Consider the following 15,793-nt stretch of genomic DNA (forward strand, 5'->3'; position numbering starts at 1 on the left):
ATTTGCGGACTGTAAAGAAAACAATGGACTACGTTTCACAAGGTTAAAAGGCTTGTAGAAAAACCAACAGAATGCTTGGTTGATTTTTGCGTGCCATAATCTGAAGAAAATGTTCCTTTGGAGAGGAAAATATAGAAGAAAGCCATCAAAAAATTCAATATATCCTTCAAAATATACAAAAAAAGACAATTTTATTTCGAAAATTGCCTATATACAATAAAAAGCCTATTTCCTTACGAAAAGGTATAGGCTTTTGTCAACAATCTGAAATAGGACGATTTGTCCTATTTTTTTTGTTTAATTAATGATATAATCCTAACGTGTTTCGTATATATCGACTAATACGGTGTCGATGTTTCTACCCCTAAACCGTAAATTCAGGGACTATGAATCAACCTACTTTTTTATTGTGTCGCGTTGATTCTCGTTTTTGTACGAGACTTTTTTATTTTCGGAGGAAAAGAATGAGAAAAGAAGATGTAAAAAAAGGTTCGATATATGAACTTGATGGTGTTGTACCTTTAAAAGAGGCATTGCCTTTAGGAATCCAACACGTATTGGCGATGTTTCTTGGAAATATCAGTCCATTATTGATTATTGCAGGAATGCTTGGATTATCACCGGATTTAAAATCTGCATTGATTCAAAATGCGATGTTTATTGCAGGAGCTGTTACTTTAGTTCAGTTATATCCAGTGTGGAAAGTGGGAGCTAAACTTCCAATCGTTATGGGTACTAGTTCAGGATTTATTGGAACTGCCAAAGCAATGGGTGCTCTATATGGTTATGGTGCATTGATGGGAGCAAGTTTAATTGGTGGTTTATTTGAGATGGTGTTAGGTTTCTTCATCAAACCATTAAGAAAATTATTCCCACCAGTTGTTACTAGCTTAGTTATCATTTCCATTGGTTTATCATTACTTCCTGTTGGTATCAATTATTTTGGTGGAGGTAGTGGTGCTGTTGATTTTGGGGATCCTAAACATTTATTGGTTGGTACATTTGTTATTTTGGTAATTATTATCGCCAAACAAATTAAAGGTTTTGTGAATAATGCTTCGATTTTGATCGGTATTATTGCCGGATATATCTTGGCCATTGTGTTAGGAATGGTTGATTTTACGCAAGTTCAAACCGCTTCTTGGATTGCACTTCCAACTTTTATGCCAGTGAAGATGGAATTTAATTTGGAAGTAATTATTGCGATGGGAATTATGTTTATTGCGACAACAGTTGAAACAGTCGGAGATGTTTCTGGTATCACAAATGGTGGTTTAGATCGTGAAGCAACTTCTGAAGAATTACAAGGCGGCGTTTTGGCAGATGGTTTAGGTTCTGTTGTTGCCTCATTGTTTGGAGTTTTGCCAAATACTTCATTCTCTCAAAATGTTGGTTTGGTTTCAGTGACTAAAGTTGTTAACCGTTTTACAATTATGACAGGAGCTATCTTCTTGATTCTTTGCGGTTTCTGCCCAAAATTAAGTGCTTTATTTGCGGTTATGCCTCAATCTGTACTTGGTGGAGCTGCCGTTATTATGTTTGCGAGTATTTTGGTAAGTGGTATTCAATCATTGATGCGTGTTGAATTCAATGAAAGAAACACTTTGATTATTGCCTTGGCAATCGGTCTTGGAATTGGTATTGGACAAGTACCTACAGTTCTAGCACAATTACCAAGTTGGGTTGGAAATATTTTTGCACAAAACGGAATTATTATGACGTTTGTGATCGCAACCGTATTAAATTTAATTTTGCCTGGTAAAAAAGACTAACAAATCGGTGTTAAACATTGTGTTTAACACTTTCTTTTTGTGTTAAAATTTTAGTAAAGAAAGAGAGCGTATCCATTATGTTAAGAATAATGAATTATGCATCGCCAGAATCTTTAGATGAGGCGTATGCGCTACTAACGAAAAATAAAAAGAATATGATTCTAGGCGGTATGATCTGGTTGAAGATGGAAGACATTCAGATTCCGACCGCTATTGATTTAAGCAAATTAGGCTTGGATCAAATTGAAGAAGATGATGCAGAATTCAAAATTGGTGCTATGGTAACTTTGCGGCAATTAGAAACGCATCAAGCTTTCAATGAGGCAACTTGTTATGTATTTAGAGATGCTGTAAAAGATATTGTCGGTGTACAATTAAGAAACTTGGCAACAGTTGGAGGAAGTATATATTCGCGTTTTAGTTTTAGTGATGTCATCTGTAGCTTATTATGTTTAGAGTGTGATGTACAAACACATAAACATGGGCGTATTTCACTTGAAGAATTTGTGAGTCTTCCATATGAAAAGGATATTGTGGAATATATTTATGTGAAGAAGACAAATTTGCTGAGTGCCTTTGTTTCTGTAAGAAGGAGTGCTACGGATTTAAGTGTTTTAAATGCATCTTGTACAAAGTATGCAGACCACTACCGATTCTGTTTTGGTGCAAGACCAGCCATTGCGAAAGTTTATAATTGTGATTTAGATCATATTGATTTAGATGTATATTGTGCAGACAATATGCGCGGAAGCAAGGAATATAGAAAAAAACTTGTTGAGGGATTAACTCAGAAGTTATTGAGAAAGGTAGAGTCTTATGTTGGTTAAAATTAAAGTGAATGGAAAATTGATTCAGGATGATGTACAGCCACAAACTTTATTGCTTGACTGGCTAAGAGACCGTGGTTGTTACAGTGTAAAAAGAGGGTGTGATACCGCAAACTGTGGATTATGTACAGTGTTAAGAGATGGAACGCCAATTCTTTCTTGTAGTACATTGACAGTTCGATGCGATGGTCGTGAAATTACGACGCTTGAAGGACTTCAAAAAGAAGCGGGTGAATTCGGTATGTTTATGGCTAAACAAGGCGCTGAACAATGTGGTTTCTGTTCGCCAGGATTTATTATGAATGTTTTGGCAATGGAAAAAGAATTAGTGAATCCAAGTGATGATGAAATTCGTGCTTATTTAGCCGGAAATTTATGCCGTTGTTCTGGATATATGTCGCAGATGCGTGCAATCAAGGCGTATTTAAGTCGAGGTGAAAATCATGAATAGTGTAGGAAAAGGTGTCATCAAAAAGGATGCGATGGCTTTAGTTACAGGGCAACCTGTATATTGTGATGATTTAGCACCTAAGGATTGTTTGATTATTAAGCTTTTAAGAAGTCCACATGCATACGCAAAAATTAGAAGTATTGATACTTCCATTGCGAAAAGAATTCCTGGAATTGAAGCAGTGTATACGTATGAGGATGTTCCAACGTCTCGTTTTACTCTTGCAGGACAATCTTATCCTGAACCAAGTCCATATGATCGTAGAATCTTAGAAAATGTAGTTCGTTATGTAGGTGATGAAGTCGCAATCGTTGCAGGAACTAACGAGGATTGTGTAGATCGTGCTTTGAAAGCTATCAAAGTAGATTATGAAGTATTAGAACCGTTGTTAAATTTTGAAAAGTCTATTGATAATGCAATTGTGGTTCATGAGGAAGATGATTATAAGTGTCTTTGTGAGATTGGTAATGACGTAAAGCGTAATATTGTCAGCAGCGGAGAAAGTGTTGTTGGTGATGTGGATGCAGTATTAAAGGATTGTGAAGTGGTCTTAGAAAGAGATTATCATACAAAGGCCAATGCCCAGGCAATGATGGAAACTATGCGTTCATATTGTTACATTGATACATATGGTCGTTTAAATTGTGTAAGTTCTACACAGATTCCTTTCCATGTTCGAAGAATTTTAAGTAATGCTTTAGAAATTCCAAAGTCAAAAATCAATGTGGTCAAGCCAAGAATTGGTGGAGGATTTGGGGCTAAACAAACGGCTTGTTGTGAAATCTTCACGGCATTTGTCACATGGAAACTTAAAAAGCCAAGTAAGATTGTTTATACTCGTGAAGAAACTTTTGCGGCCAGTAACTCAAGACATGAAATGAAGATGCATGTTCGCATTGGTGCTACAAAAGATGGTACGATTGAAGCTATAGATTTATATACATTATCAAATCAAGGAGCTTATGGAGAGCATGGTCCAACTACAATTGGTTTGGCAGGACATAAATCTTTGCCTTTATATAACCATGTTAAAGCCAGTCGTTTTACATATGATGTAGTTTATACAAATACAATGCGAGCAGGTGCCTATAGAGGATATGGGGCTACACAGGGACAGTTTGCGGTTGAATCCATTATTAATGAATTGGCTGATGAATTGAATATGGATCCTTGTGAAATCCGTTTTAAAAATATGACACGTGAAAATGAAGTGTTATCGCAATATTATAATGAAGAATTGAATGCGTGTGCGTTGGATCGTTGTTTAGAAAAAGCGATGGAAATGATTGACTACAAGAATAAACCTTTAAGACGTGATATGGGTGATTTTGTTCGTGGATTAGGTGTTTCTTTATCTATGCAAGGTAGTGGTATTTCGGGTCTTGATGTAGGTTCTGTTGAAATTAAACTGCAGGATGATGGTTTCTATACATTAAGTATCGGTGCTACAGATATGGGTACAGGATGCGATACGATTCTTGCTCAAATGGTTGCGGAATGTATGGATTGTGATGTAGATCAAGTTGTTACTAGTTCATTGGATACAGATCATGCACCATATGATACGGGTTCTTATGCATCAAGTACAACGTATGTAACGGGTATGGCTGTAGTAAAGGCTTGTGAAAAGTTAAGAAATTCTATTTTAGAAGCGGCAGCCGGATTCTTTGATGTGGATAAAGAAGATATTGAATTTGATGGTAAGAAAATCTATACATTAGATCATACGCATGAAATGAGTTTGGCTGATTTTGCGGATACATGTTTCAATGGTGGTATCGCCAAAGCGTTGATTGCCAGTGACTCCCACATGTCACCTACAAGTCCACCTCCATTTATGGTTGGTATTGCCGAAGTAGATGTAGATAAGTTAACGGGTGAAATCAAGGTTCATGATTATGTTTCTGTAGTTGATTGTGGTACAGTTATCAATCCCAATCTTGCCAGAGTACAAGCTGAAGGTGGTATTGTACAAGGTATTGGTATGGCATTGAGTGAGGATATCACGTACTCAAATGAGGGTAAGATGCGTAATCGTAACTTCTTGCAGTATAAGTTGCCAACAAGAGTGGATGTTCCAAGCGTTCGCGTTGAATTTGAAAGCAGTTATGAAGACAATGGTCCATTTGGTGCTAAATCCATTGGTGAAGTTGTTATTAATACACCAACTAGTGCAATTGCTAGTGCTATAAAACATGCGACGGGAGTGCAGGTTCGTACTTTGCCTATTACTGCTGAAAAAGTGTTATTAGGAAAAGAAGATGAATAATATTTCTTTGATTATCTTAGCGTCTGGTTTTTCCAGACGCTTTGTTTCAAATAAACTTTTGTACGAATTTCATGGTAAGAAACTTATTGAATATGCTTTTGATAAGGCAAGTGCTTTTTTAGATGTGATAGTAGTCACACAATATGAAAAGATAAAAGAAATGGCTGAGTCATTAGGATATCATGTTGTTATGAATGATCATCCTGAATATGGGCAAGGGCATTCTATCGCGTTAGGTGTGGGCGCTTGTCAAAATAATGCATGCATACTGATGGTTGCGGATATGCCATATTTAAAATTCGATACGTTAAAGGAAATGGTTTCAATTCAAGATGGAAAACATATCGTGATTTGTGAGTATAATGGCATTTTATGTAATCCTATGTTGCTCCCAAAAATGTATTATGATAGGGCAAAACAATTGTGTAATGATAAAGGGGCAAAACAAATCATTGGTGATGATACGTATTTGACGGTTTCTTTATCGGAAGAAGAATTTATGGATATAGATGAAAAAACAGAGACTATTTAGCCTCTGTAATGTTTTTCTTTGTCTTTTGCGATGTCAAAATAGATTTGTTCGCCTCTTTGTTCATAAAGCATATTTGCCCAATATCCCCAAAGGATGTCTTCCATTCTTTCAAATGCTTGCACTTGAACATCAATCATTGGGTCGATGTCTCCATCAAAATAGGCTTGATAGAATTGGTCTCTTTGATCAATATAATGGATGTTGTTTTCTGAAAAGAAGCTGGCGATATCAAAGCGATAATCGTTTTTTGCGGCATATTCATAGTCAATCAAATAGTCTTTTGTATCACTGTAAAGAATATTTCCTTGCACAAAGTCGTTATGGCATAGTGTGTTTGGTTTATATTCTTTTTTTAATGCTTCTAAAAAGTTTTCTTCATTTGGAAAAGATACGATACATTCTTTGATTTGAGATTTATAGAATTCAATCTTTCCAAAAGGGTTGAAAATAAACAAAGGAGCTTTTTTAGTATGAAGAGATTTCATTAAATTTGCACATCTTGCGAATTTGTCTTTGTCTTTACATTCATCAAATGTTTCTACATCTTCAATATAAGTTGTTACTTTGATACCTGATTTTTCATCGAATAAAATAACAGGTACATCTAAATCAGAAACAAGTGGCAAAATCTCCTTTTCGTGTTCATGCTGCAAACCAAGAGATTCATGATTCTTCTTTGGTACGCGTACCATATATTTATTGTCGTTGATTGTTAATAAATAGTTGTGGTTACTAATGCCTTTATCTGTTTTTTCGAGTGTGTAGTTTGTTGCGTTAAATTTTTCTTCTATCCATGTATTTAAGTTCATGTGGATATATTAACATTATTATTCTTTAAACTCAATGCGGTCGGTGTATCGCTTTTTTTTGATTCGCGAAATTTACAAGCTCTTTTATGGCAAAAAAGTTTGGAAGAAGGAACGAAGAAATAACTTTTTTGGCTTGCGTTGTTCTAAGAACAAGGCTGTAAATTGAAAAAGGAGTATTGTGCAATGAAGTATAAGGTGAAGTGAATCGAAGAACATATGGGAATCACAAGAAATATGATTCGTAGATATGAAAAGAAGGGAGTGATTTCAAAGAATGAAGAAGGGTTGAGATAATTATGGGATATAAGAATGTTGGCGAGTTTAGGGTTTAGTTTGGATGAAGTTAAAGAAATTTTGAGTGAGGAAAATTTAAAGGAACTGAGCCAAAGAAAGTTGGGCGAGTTGGATAAGAAATGTGAGGATTTACAAAGCGAAAAAAATTTATTGAATATAGTTCAGATAATTGGAGAGTTACCTTGTTGTTTAGAAGATGTAATAGATGAGTTTGGAAAGAAGAGTGAATAATAATGAAAAAGTTAGTGTGTTTAGGATTGTGTTTGATTCTTAGAGGTTGTACAAGTACACCTGTTGACAAAAATGATGCAGAACGAAAAGTGAATGTAATTGAGGTATCTGCTTCTACGATAGATAAAATAGAGGAAATGGCAATCAAGGATGTTGAGGCCACAAAGACAAAGTTAGAGAGTGAAAGGGATGCTTTGAGTGAAAAAATAACGGATTTTGATGTATATACGAAAAAAGTAGATAAGGTAAAATCGTATTATGATGATGCTTTAAAACAGACAGAGTTGTTGTCCATTCGATTGAGGAAATATGCTTATAAGTATGCTGAATTGATTATGAATGAGGATGTATCATATAAAGTGAAATACAAAGATTTGAGCGGAATCTATGAATATATATGAAGATGCGGGTAAGGATATGTATGATATCTATTATGATGGAATTATTAAAGATGCATATGATACGGAAGATTACGATGTGTGGAGTGATGCAAGTTCGGATATTTATGAATTCCAATCGGATTTGAGAAGTGAAGTATATGATCATGATGATGAAAGAGTGCAGAAGAAGATGGATAAGTTTAAAAAATCAATTCTTCGTATGAAGGAGGGTGTGAATGATTAGAAAGAATTAATGATTTTCTCTAATTTTTTTAAAATGGTCTTGCATCACAGATTATAGTGGTGTATAGTAAAAAGGCATGCGTGGGAGAATGCGTAACTGTTCGTATTACCACAGCATAGGACAAAATATAGGAGGAACGTCTTATGAGCAAGAAAAAAGTTACAAAAGTTTGTAAGTTGCAGTTCCAAGCTGGTGGAGCTAAACCAGGTCCAGCATTAGCAAGTGCTGGTATCAACATGCCTCAGTTCTGTACAGCTTTCAATGATGCAACAAAAGATCGTAAAGGTGATATTGTTCCGGTTGTCATTACTGCTTATGAAGATAAGAGTTTTGATTTCGTATTGAAAACAACACCTGCTGCTAACTTGTTGAAAAAAGCAGCAAACGTACAAAAAGCAAGTGGAGATCAAAAAGTAGTTGCTGGTACAATTACAGTTGACCAATTAAAAGAAATTGCTGAGTACAAAATGCCAGACTTGAATGCCAATGATGTAGAAGCTGCAATGCGTATTGTTGCTGGTACTGCACGTAACATGGGTATCAAGGTTGAAGGATTTGAATAGGAGGAACATCAATAATGGCAAAAGTAAGTAAGAGATATGCTGAAGCAGCTAAATTGGTTGATCGTTCAAAGACTTATTCAATTGAAGAAGCTGTTAAATTAGCTAAAGAAACTAGTAAAACAAAATTCGACGCAAGTGTTGAAGTAAGTTTCCGTTTAAACGTAGACCCTCGTCACGCTGATCAACAAATTCGTGGGGCAATGGTATTACCTAATGGAACTGGTAAAACACAACGCGTTTGTGTAGTTGCACAAGGTGAAAAAGAAAAAGAAGCTCAGGCTGCTGGTGCTGATTTCGTTGGTGGTGCAGATATTATCGAAAAAATCTCTAAAGGTTGGTTCGATTTTGACGTATTAGTAGCTACTCCAGATATGATGGGTCAATTAGGACGTTTAGGACGTGTTTTAGGTCCTAAAGGATTAATGCCAAACCCTAAGACTGGTACAGTAACAATGGATGTTGCTAAGGCTATTGATGAAATTAAAAAAGGTAAAGTTACTTACCGTGTAGACAAAGAAGGAAACATCAACTTAGCTATCGGTAAAACAAGTTTTACTGATGAAGCTTTAGTTGAAAACTTCAATGCAATCTTCAACACAATTGCTAAGGCTCGTCCTGCAACTGTAAAAGGTGCATACATGAAAAACTTAGTTGTTTCAACAACAATGGGTCCTGGAATCCACGTTGAAATCGTTAAGTAATTGACAAATCTAGTAAAATAAATTAAACTACAGATTGTTATCAATATTCCAAAGACAGTAACGGCGTATGCTTAATAATGTTACCGAGGGTATGATGCATTGACTTTGCACAATTAGCCCGTCTTTGATGCGGGCTTTTCTTTTGAATATTGTTACAATAGATGAAAGAAGAGGTGGATCGAATGAACAAAGACATCCTTGCACAAAAGGAAGCTGATGTTATCGCCTTATCTGAAAAAATGGAAGCTGCTAGTAGTGTTGTATTAGTAGAATACCGTGGATTATCAGTAAAGGAAGTAACAGAACTTCGTCGTGCTTTGCGTGAAGAAGACGTTGAATTCAAAGTTTACCGTAACGCAATTGCTCGTCGTGCAGCTGAAAAATTAGGTCACGAAGATTTCGCAAAAACTTTAGTTGGACCTAACGCATTGGCATTTGGTAAAGATCCAGTTGCTCCTGCTCGTGTATTAGCTAAATTTGCTAAAAAACATGAAGCATTGGTATTAAAAACTGGTATCGTGGATGGAGCTATGGTAGATGAAGCTACTATCCAAAAATTGTCTGCATTACCTAATAAAGAAGGTATGTTGGCTAAATTCGCATCTTGCTTAAATGCTCCAGTTATCAAATTTGCTATGACTGTTAAAGCATTGGCAGAAGCTAAAGAAAACGGATCTGTAAAAACAGAAGAAGCACCAGCTACTGAAGAAGCTGCTGCGTAATTAATTATAGGAGGAAAATAAAATGGCTAAATTAACTCAAGAAGAAATTCTTTCTTATTTAGAAGAAGCAACAATTTTAGAATTAAACGACTTAGTAAGTGCAATCGAAGAAAAATTTGGTGTAGTAGCAGCTGCTGCTGTTGCTGCTCCAGCTGCTGCTGCTGAAGAAGCTGCAGGACCTAGCGAAGTAACTGTTACATTGGCTGATGTTGGTGCAACAAAAGTTGCTGTAATCAAAGCCGTACGTGAAATCACTGGTTTAGGATTAGTTGATGCTAAGAAATTAGTAGATGGTGTTCCAGCTGCTATTAAAGAAAATGTATCTCCAGAAGAAGCAGAATCAATTAAAGAAAAATTAGTTGCTGCTGGAGCTACTGTAGAAATTAAGTAATTTAAGCTTAATTTGTTATTAAAGCCTTTGTCTTTAGATAAAGGCTTTTTTTCTTTTTGTTTAATGAGTATGTACTTAAATGATGCTATTATGATACTAAAAAAGACATCATTCTAATTACGATAATGCCTTTTATATATGTTTATTCGTCTTTTAATATTTTTGTGACTGCGTTATAGATTCCGTTATCGTATGTAGATGTTGTGGTAAAATTAGCATAGCTTTTTACAAAGTCACTCGCATTTCCCATCGCAACACCAATATCTGCTTTTTTTAACATATGGATATCATTTGTGCTATCTCCAAAACAGATGGTATCTTTCCATGAGAATCCTGTTTTTTCAAGAATCATTTCAATGCCTTTTGATTTATCATTATCAGCATTGAAGATATCGAAGCAGAATCCATCGGTTTTAACGTTAATTAAATCGTTTCTTAGGCTTGGATGAGCTTCCATAAATTGGTCAACTAATTTTTTATCTTTAGTAAGAACTACGGCATTAAAGGCTTTGTGTCTTAAATGATAGGACTGACTAGGGTCGTAGAATAGTGAATCTAGTACGTTGCAGTATTTACAAAAGTAATACATTGGGTAAAAGTTGTTGTAAATGTATGTGGCATCTCCAAAGTGAAACATTAGACCTGTTTCATGTTTTTTGCTGAAATTGACTAAGTCATTCACATTATCTTGTAAGATTGGATAGCTTCCGATTTCTTGAAAATCTTTGTCTAGAATGTAGCTTCCGTTAATCAATACATAATAATCAAATTGAACGCGTTGTAATATAAGTTTCATTTGATTTAAGGGACGGCCAGTTGCCGCACAGACAATATATCCTTTATCTTTTAGTGTCTGTATAGCGTCTAATGCGCTTTCTTGAATAACGTCATTTTCGGTTTGGTAAAGTGTTCCGTCCATGTCGAAAAATACAATTTTGTGTTTCATAAACATACCTCTATTCTTGTCTATATTATACTTTAATGAATGGAGAATGCGTAAAAAATTTTTATAAAAAATCAACAAAAAAGAATTGACAAATCATGCCGAATACTGTATCTTAGTATTGCATGCGAAAATAGGTTCTGAAAAGAGCCTATATTTAATGGATGGGCAAGACCCACCCGGCTTCGTTTGCTTGGAAATTGAAAATTTTGAAAGGAGGATCTTATGCCTACAATCAACCAGTTGATTCGTAAAGGTCGTAAGGCCAGTCAAAACGTTTCAAAGTCTCCAGCTTTGAACCGTGGTTACAACTCATTGCAGTCTAAACCAACAAACCAATCAAGTCCACAAAAACGTGGAGTTTGTACTCGTGTTGGTACTATGACACCTAAGAAACCAAACTCAGCACTTCGTAAATATGCGCGTGTTCGTTTAAGTAATGGTATGGAAGTTACAGCTTACATTCCAGGTATCGGACACAACTTACAGGAACACAGTGTTGTATTGATTCGTGGTGGACGTGTTAAAGACTTACCAGGTGTTCGTTACCACATCGTTCGTGGAACTTTGGACTGTGCTGGTGTAAATGACCGTAAACAATCTCGTTCATTATACGGAACAAAAAGACCTAAGAAATAGATCAATCGTGAAAGGAGGAAATTAGATGCCTAGAAAAGGACACATTGCGAAACGTGACGTACTAGTCGACCCAATTTATAACTCTAAGTTGGTTACTCGTTTGATCAACAAAATCATGATTGATGGTAAAAAAGGGGTTGCACAAACAATTTTGTACAACGCGTTTGAAATCGTAGAAGTAAAAACAGGAAAAGCACCAATGGAGGTTTTCGAACAAGCTTTAGAAAACGTTATGCCTCAATTGGAATTGAAAGTTAGACGTGTAGGTGGAGCCAACTACCAAGTACCAGTTGAAGTAAGCGACGAACGTCGTTTGACTTTAGGACTTCGTTGGATCGTAAACTACGCACGTTTACGTAACGAAAAAACAATGGAACAGAGATTAGCAGCTGAAATTATCGATGCTTCTAATGGAACTGGTGCCAGTGTTAAAAAACGTGAAGACACTCACAAAATGGCAGAAGCTAACAAGGCTTATGCTCACTACCGTTGGTAAGAGAAGGAGTAAAGAAATATGGCTAGAGAATATGCTTTACACGAAACTCGTAACATCGGTATCATGGCTCACATCGATGCCGGAAAAACAACAACAACAGAACGTATTCTTTACTACTCTGGTGTAAACCACAAGATTGGTGAAACACACGATGGAGCTAGTACAATGGACTGGATGGAGCAAGAACAAGAACGTGGTATCACTATCACTTCTGCTGCTACAACAGCTCACTGGAAAAAGACAGACGGAACTGGTAAAGAATGCCGTATCAATATCATCGATACACCAGGCCACGTAGACTTTACAGTAGAAGTTGAACGTAGTTTACGTGTATTAGATGGTGCCGTAACAGTATTAGATGCCAAAGCAGGTGTAGAACCTCAGACTGAAACAGTTTGGCGTCAAGCTACTGAATATAACGTTCCACGTATTGTATTCTGTAACAAAATGGATGCTACAGGTGCTGACTTCTTAATGTCATGCAATACAATCATCGATCGTTTAGGGGCTAAATCTTGTCCAATTCAGTTACCAATTGGTGCTGAATCAGACTTCGAAGCTATCATTGATATTATCAAGAGAAAAGCTTATAGCTTCAGTGGAGATTTCGGTCGTGTAATTACTGAAATCCCAGTTCCAGAAGATATGGTAGATCTTATGGAAGAATACCGTGCTAAATTATTAGATTATTTAGCAGATTATGATGAAGATTTCATGATGCAAGTATTAGAAGGTGAAGAACCTTCAATCGAAGAAATCAAACGTGTATTACGTATTGCTGTATGTAATGGTGACTTCTTCCCAGTATTATGTGGATCTGCATATAAGAACAAAGGTGTTCAATTAGTATTGGATGCAGTAGTAGATTACTTACCAAGTCCATTAGATGTACCTTCAATTAAGGGTACTACATTAGATGGAGAACCAGATGTTCGTCACCCTGGTGATGATCAACCATTCTCAGCATTAGCATTTAAAATCGCTACAGACCCATTCGTTGGAAAATTATCTTTCTTCCGTGTTTATTCAGGTACTGCTACAGCAGGAAGCTATGTATTAAACTCAACTAAAGATAAAAAAGAACGTTTCGGACGTATCGTTCAGATGCACGCCAATGCACGTAAAGAAATCACTGAAGTTTATTCAGGTGATATCGCTGCTGCTGTTGGCTTAAAGGTTACTACAACAGGTGATACATTGTGTGATGAAGATCATCCAATCATCCTTGAATCTATGGAATTCCCTGAACCAGTAATCGAATTGTCTTTGGAACCAAAAACTAAAGCTGACCAAGACAAAATGGGATTGGCTCTTGCAAAACTTGCAGAAGAAGACCCTACTTTCAAAACATATACAAACGAAGAAACAGGACAAACAATCATTGCCGGTGTAGGTGAACTTCACTTGGATATCATTGTTGACCGTTTACGTCGTGAATTTAAAGTTGAAGCAAATGTTGGACAACCACAAGTTGCTTACCGTGAAACAATTCGTCAGGCTGCTGATTGTGAAGGAAAATATATCCGTCAGTCAGGTGGTCGTGGACAATATGGTCACGTATGGATCAAATTCGAACCAAACGAAGGGAAAGGATTTGAATTCGTTGATGCTATCGTTGGAGGTAGCGTACCTAGAGAATATATCAAACCAACTCAAGAAGGTTTGGAAGCAGCATTGGAAAATGGTATGATTGCAGGTTACCCAGTAATCGATATCAAAGCTACATTATTTGATGGATCATACCACGATGTCGACTCTAGTGAAATGGCTTATAAGATTGCCGCTAGTATGGCATTGAAAGAAGCAGGAAAGAAATGTAAACCTGCTATTCTAGAACCAATTATGTTCGTAGAAGTAACTGCACCAAGTGAATACTTAGGTAGCGTTATGGGTGACGTTTCAAGTCGTCGTGGACAAATCACTGAACAGGAAGAACGTGGAAATGCAGTAATCGTTCGTGCACATGTTCCATTATCAGAAATGTTCGGATATGTTACAGACTTACGTAGCTTTACTCAGGGACGTGGAAACTACTCTATGAAGTTCGACCACTACTCAGAAGTTCCAAAGAGTATTGCAGAAAAAATTATTAAAGAGAATTCAAACGAAAACTAGTTGATTTTCGTTTGGTTCTGAAATACAATATTTATTGTATGAAATATGTTAGCATTTAGGAGGAAATTATAAATGGCTAAGGAAAAATTTGACAGAAGTAAAACTCACGTTAATATTGGTACTATCGGTCACGTTGACCACGGTAAAACAACATTAACAGCAGCTATTACAACAGTATTAGCTAAAAAAGGTATGGCTAAAGCTGAAGCTTATGACCAAATCGATGGTGCTCCAGAAGAAAAAGAACGTGGAATCACTATCAACACTGCACACGTTGAATACCAAACAGAAAAACGTCACTATGCACACGTTGACTGTCCAGGCCACGCCGATTATGTAAAAAACATGATCACTGGTGCTGCTCAGATGGATGGAGCAATCTTAGTAGTTGCTGCATCTGATGGACCTATGCCTCAAACACGTGAACACATCTTGTTAGCACGTCAGGTAGGTGTTAAATATATCGTTGTTTACTTAAACAAATGTGATATGGTTGACGATGAAGAATTAATTGACTTAGTAGAAATGGAAGTTCGTGAATTATTAAACGAATACGGATTCGACGGAGACGAAACTCCAGTTATCCGTGGTTCTGCATTACAAGCTCTTCAAGGAGATGCTAAATATGAAGAATCAATCTACGAATTGATGGATGCTGTTGATACTTGGATTCCAGATCCAGCTCGTGAAATGGATAAACCATTCTTGATGGCAATCGAAGACGTTATGACAATTTCTGGTCGTGGTACAGTAGCTACAGGACGTGTTGAACGTGGTCAAGCTCACTTAAACGACGAAGTTGAAATCGTTGGTATCAAAGATACTCAAAAAACAGTATTAACTGGTTTGGAAATGTTCCACAAACAATTAGACGTTGCTGAAGCAGGTGACAACATTGGTGCATTGTTACGTGGTATTGCACGTGACCAAATCCAACGTGGACAAGTATTAGCTAAACCTGGAAGTGTACACCCTCACACTAAATTTAAAGCACAAGTTTATGTTTTAACTAAAGAAGAAGGTGGACGTCACACTCCATTCGTTTCTAACTACCGTCCTCAATTCTACTTCCGTACAACTGACGTTACAGGTGTAATCACATTGCCAGAAGGAACTGATATGGTAATGCCTGGTGACAACGTTGTTATGAACGTTGAATTGATCGCTCCAATCGCTATCGAAACTGGTACTAAGTTCTCTATCCGTGAAGGTGGACACACTGTAGGTGCTGGTAACGTTACTGAAATTGACGCTTAATTAAACTTATTTAAATTAAAGACTGATACATTTGTATCGGTCTTTTTTATATATTAAGATTTTGGTTTCGGAACAGGGAAATGTGGAATGTGAAAAACTGTAGAATTGTCACAATTTGTTGATTATGAGGAACGACAAAAAGGACTATCGTAATAGC

General features: G+C 36.4%; 18 protein-coding genes, 1 riboswitch and 1 other annotated feature. Of the genes, 16 read left to right on the plus strand and 2 right to left on the minus strand.

Features of this window, described 5'->3' with window-relative positions; all coding sequences use genetic code 11:
- The first annotated feature begins 305 nt into the window (after positions 1-305).
- Positions 306-407, plus strand: a riboswitch (purine riboswitch).
- 57 nt (positions 408-464) lie between these two features.
- The 5 genes from KTQ83_RS09075 to KTQ83_RS09095 all read left to right on the plus strand — a co-directional run bounded on the left by KTQ83_RS09075 (position 465) and on the right by KTQ83_RS09095 (position 5,851).
- Positions 465-1,772, plus strand: coding sequence for a uracil-xanthine permease family protein (locus KTQ83_RS09075; RefSeq protein ID WP_117926308.1), 1,308 nt, complete (start codon positions 465-467; stop codon positions 1,770-1,772).
- Positions 1,773-1,849: 77 nt separating this feature from the next.
- Positions 1,850-2,599: an FAD binding domain-containing protein gene (locus KTQ83_RS09080; RefSeq protein ID WP_217256590.1), complete on the plus strand. Its 750-nt coding sequence runs from the start codon at positions 1,850-1,852 to the stop codon at positions 2,597-2,599.
- Positions 2,589-3,050: a (2Fe-2S)-binding protein gene (locus KTQ83_RS09085; RefSeq protein WP_186998895.1), complete on the plus strand. Its 462-nt coding sequence runs from the start codon at positions 2,589-2,591 to the stop codon at positions 3,048-3,050. The genes KTQ83_RS09080 and KTQ83_RS09085 overlap by 11 nt, the downstream gene beginning before the upstream one ends.
- Positions 3,043-5,319, plus strand: a complete 2,277-nt coding sequence (locus KTQ83_RS09090) for a xanthine dehydrogenase family protein molybdopterin-binding subunit (protein WP_186998894.1) — start codon at positions 3,043-3,045, stop codon at positions 5,317-5,319. The genes KTQ83_RS09085 and KTQ83_RS09090 overlap by 8 nt, the downstream gene beginning before the upstream one ends.
- Positions 5,312-5,851 (plus strand): nucleotidyltransferase family protein, encoded by a 540-nt coding sequence (locus KTQ83_RS09095; RefSeq protein ID WP_117926317.1) that lies wholly within the window; start codon positions 5,312-5,314, stop codon positions 5,849-5,851. The genes KTQ83_RS09090 and KTQ83_RS09095 overlap by 8 nt, the downstream gene beginning before the upstream one ends.
- Here the strand turns inward: KTQ83_RS09095 and KTQ83_RS09100 are convergent.
- Positions 5,848-6,660: a choline kinase family protein gene (locus KTQ83_RS09100; RefSeq protein WP_117926319.1), complete on the minus strand. Its 813-nt coding sequence runs from the start codon at positions 6,658-6,660 to the stop codon at positions 5,848-5,850. The genes KTQ83_RS09095 and KTQ83_RS09100 overlap by 4 nt on opposite strands.
- Before the next feature lie 309 nt (positions 6,661-6,969).
- On the opposite strand from KTQ83_RS09100, the gene KTQ83_RS09105 reads away from it, so the two are divergent.
- From KTQ83_RS09105 to rplL, 7 genes are all read left to right on the plus strand, one after another.
- On the plus strand, positions 6,970-7,185 hold the full coding sequence (locus KTQ83_RS09105) for a MerR family DNA-binding protein (RefSeq protein WP_186998893.1): 216 nt from the start codon (positions 6,970-6,972) through the stop codon (positions 7,183-7,185).
- Positions 7,186-7,187: 2 nt separating this feature from the next.
- The gene (locus KTQ83_RS09110; protein WP_217256591.1) at positions 7,188-7,586 is read left to right on the plus strand and encodes a hypothetical protein; all 399 of its coding nucleotides are present in this window, start codon (positions 7,188-7,190) and stop codon (positions 7,584-7,586) included.
- Complete coding sequence (locus KTQ83_RS09115; protein WP_217256592.1) at positions 7,573-7,809, plus strand: hypothetical protein; 237 nt, start codon at positions 7,573-7,575, stop codon at positions 7,807-7,809. The genes KTQ83_RS09110 and KTQ83_RS09115 overlap by 14 nt, the downstream gene beginning before the upstream one ends.
- Positions 7,810-7,952: 143 nt before the next feature.
- A complete protein-coding gene (gene rplK, locus KTQ83_RS09120; RefSeq protein ID WP_003866292.1) occupies positions 7,953-8,372 on the plus strand; it encodes a 50S ribosomal protein L11 in 420 nt (139 codons plus the stop codon).
- A 14-nt stretch (positions 8,373-8,386) separates the two neighbouring features.
- On the plus strand, positions 8,387-9,073 hold the full coding sequence (gene rplA / locus KTQ83_RS09125; protein ID WP_117926323.1) for a 50S ribosomal protein L1: 687 nt from the start codon (positions 8,387-8,389) through the stop codon (positions 9,071-9,073).
- A 30-nt stretch (positions 9,074-9,103) separates the two neighbouring features.
- Positions 9,104-9,223, plus strand: a sequence feature (ribosomal protein L10 leader region).
- A gap of 32 nt (positions 9,224-9,255) precedes the next feature.
- A complete protein-coding gene (gene rplJ / locus KTQ83_RS09130; protein WP_117573312.1) occupies positions 9,256-9,795 on the plus strand; it encodes a 50S ribosomal protein L10 in 540 nt (179 codons plus the stop codon).
- A gap of 22 nt (positions 9,796-9,817) precedes the next feature.
- Positions 9,818-10,186, plus strand: a complete 369-nt coding sequence (gene rplL / locus KTQ83_RS09135; RefSeq protein WP_217256593.1) for a 50S ribosomal protein L7/L12 — start codon at positions 9,818-9,820, stop codon at positions 10,184-10,186.
- Between the two features lie 142 nt (positions 10,187-10,328).
- Here the strand turns inward: rplL and KTQ83_RS09140 are convergent, their stop codons facing one another.
- Entirely contained in the window at positions 10,329-11,132 is an 804-nt protein-coding gene (locus tag KTQ83_RS09140; RefSeq protein ID WP_217256594.1) for an HAD family hydrolase, read from the minus strand.
- Between the two features lie 222 nt (positions 11,133-11,354).
- On the opposite strand from KTQ83_RS09140, the gene rpsL reads away from it, so the two are divergent.
- The 4 genes from rpsL (at position 11,355) to tuf (ending at position 15,636) form a co-directional block, all read left to right on the plus strand.
- Positions 11,355-11,768 (plus strand): 30S ribosomal protein S12, encoded by a 414-nt coding sequence (gene rpsL, locus KTQ83_RS09145; protein WP_117573318.1) that lies wholly within the window; start codon positions 11,355-11,357, stop codon positions 11,766-11,768.
- Positions 11,769-11,793: 25 nt separating this feature from the next.
- Positions 11,794-12,264, plus strand: a complete 471-nt coding sequence (gene rpsG, locus KTQ83_RS09150) for a 30S ribosomal protein S7 (protein ID WP_003866299.1) — start codon at positions 11,794-11,796, stop codon at positions 12,262-12,264.
- Positions 12,265-12,282: 18 nt separating this feature from the next.
- Positions 12,283-14,379 carry an elongation factor G gene (gene fusA, locus KTQ83_RS09155; RefSeq protein ID WP_117926329.1) on the plus strand — a complete coding sequence of 699 codons (2,097 nt, stop codon included), beginning with the start codon at positions 12,283-12,285 and terminating at the stop codon, positions 14,377-14,379.
- Between the two features lie 72 nt (positions 14,380-14,451).
- On the plus strand, positions 14,452-15,636 hold the full coding sequence (gene tuf / locus KTQ83_RS09160; protein WP_003866301.1) for an elongation factor Tu: 1,185 nt from the start codon (positions 14,452-14,454) through the stop codon (positions 15,634-15,636).
- The last annotated feature ends 157 nt before the right edge of the window (positions 15,637-15,793 follow it).

The organism is Holdemanella porci (assembly GCF_019052655.1).
GTDB classification, from domain to species: Bacteria; Bacillota_I; Bacilli_A; order Erysipelotrichales; family Erysipelotrichaceae; genus Holdemanella; species Holdemanella hominis.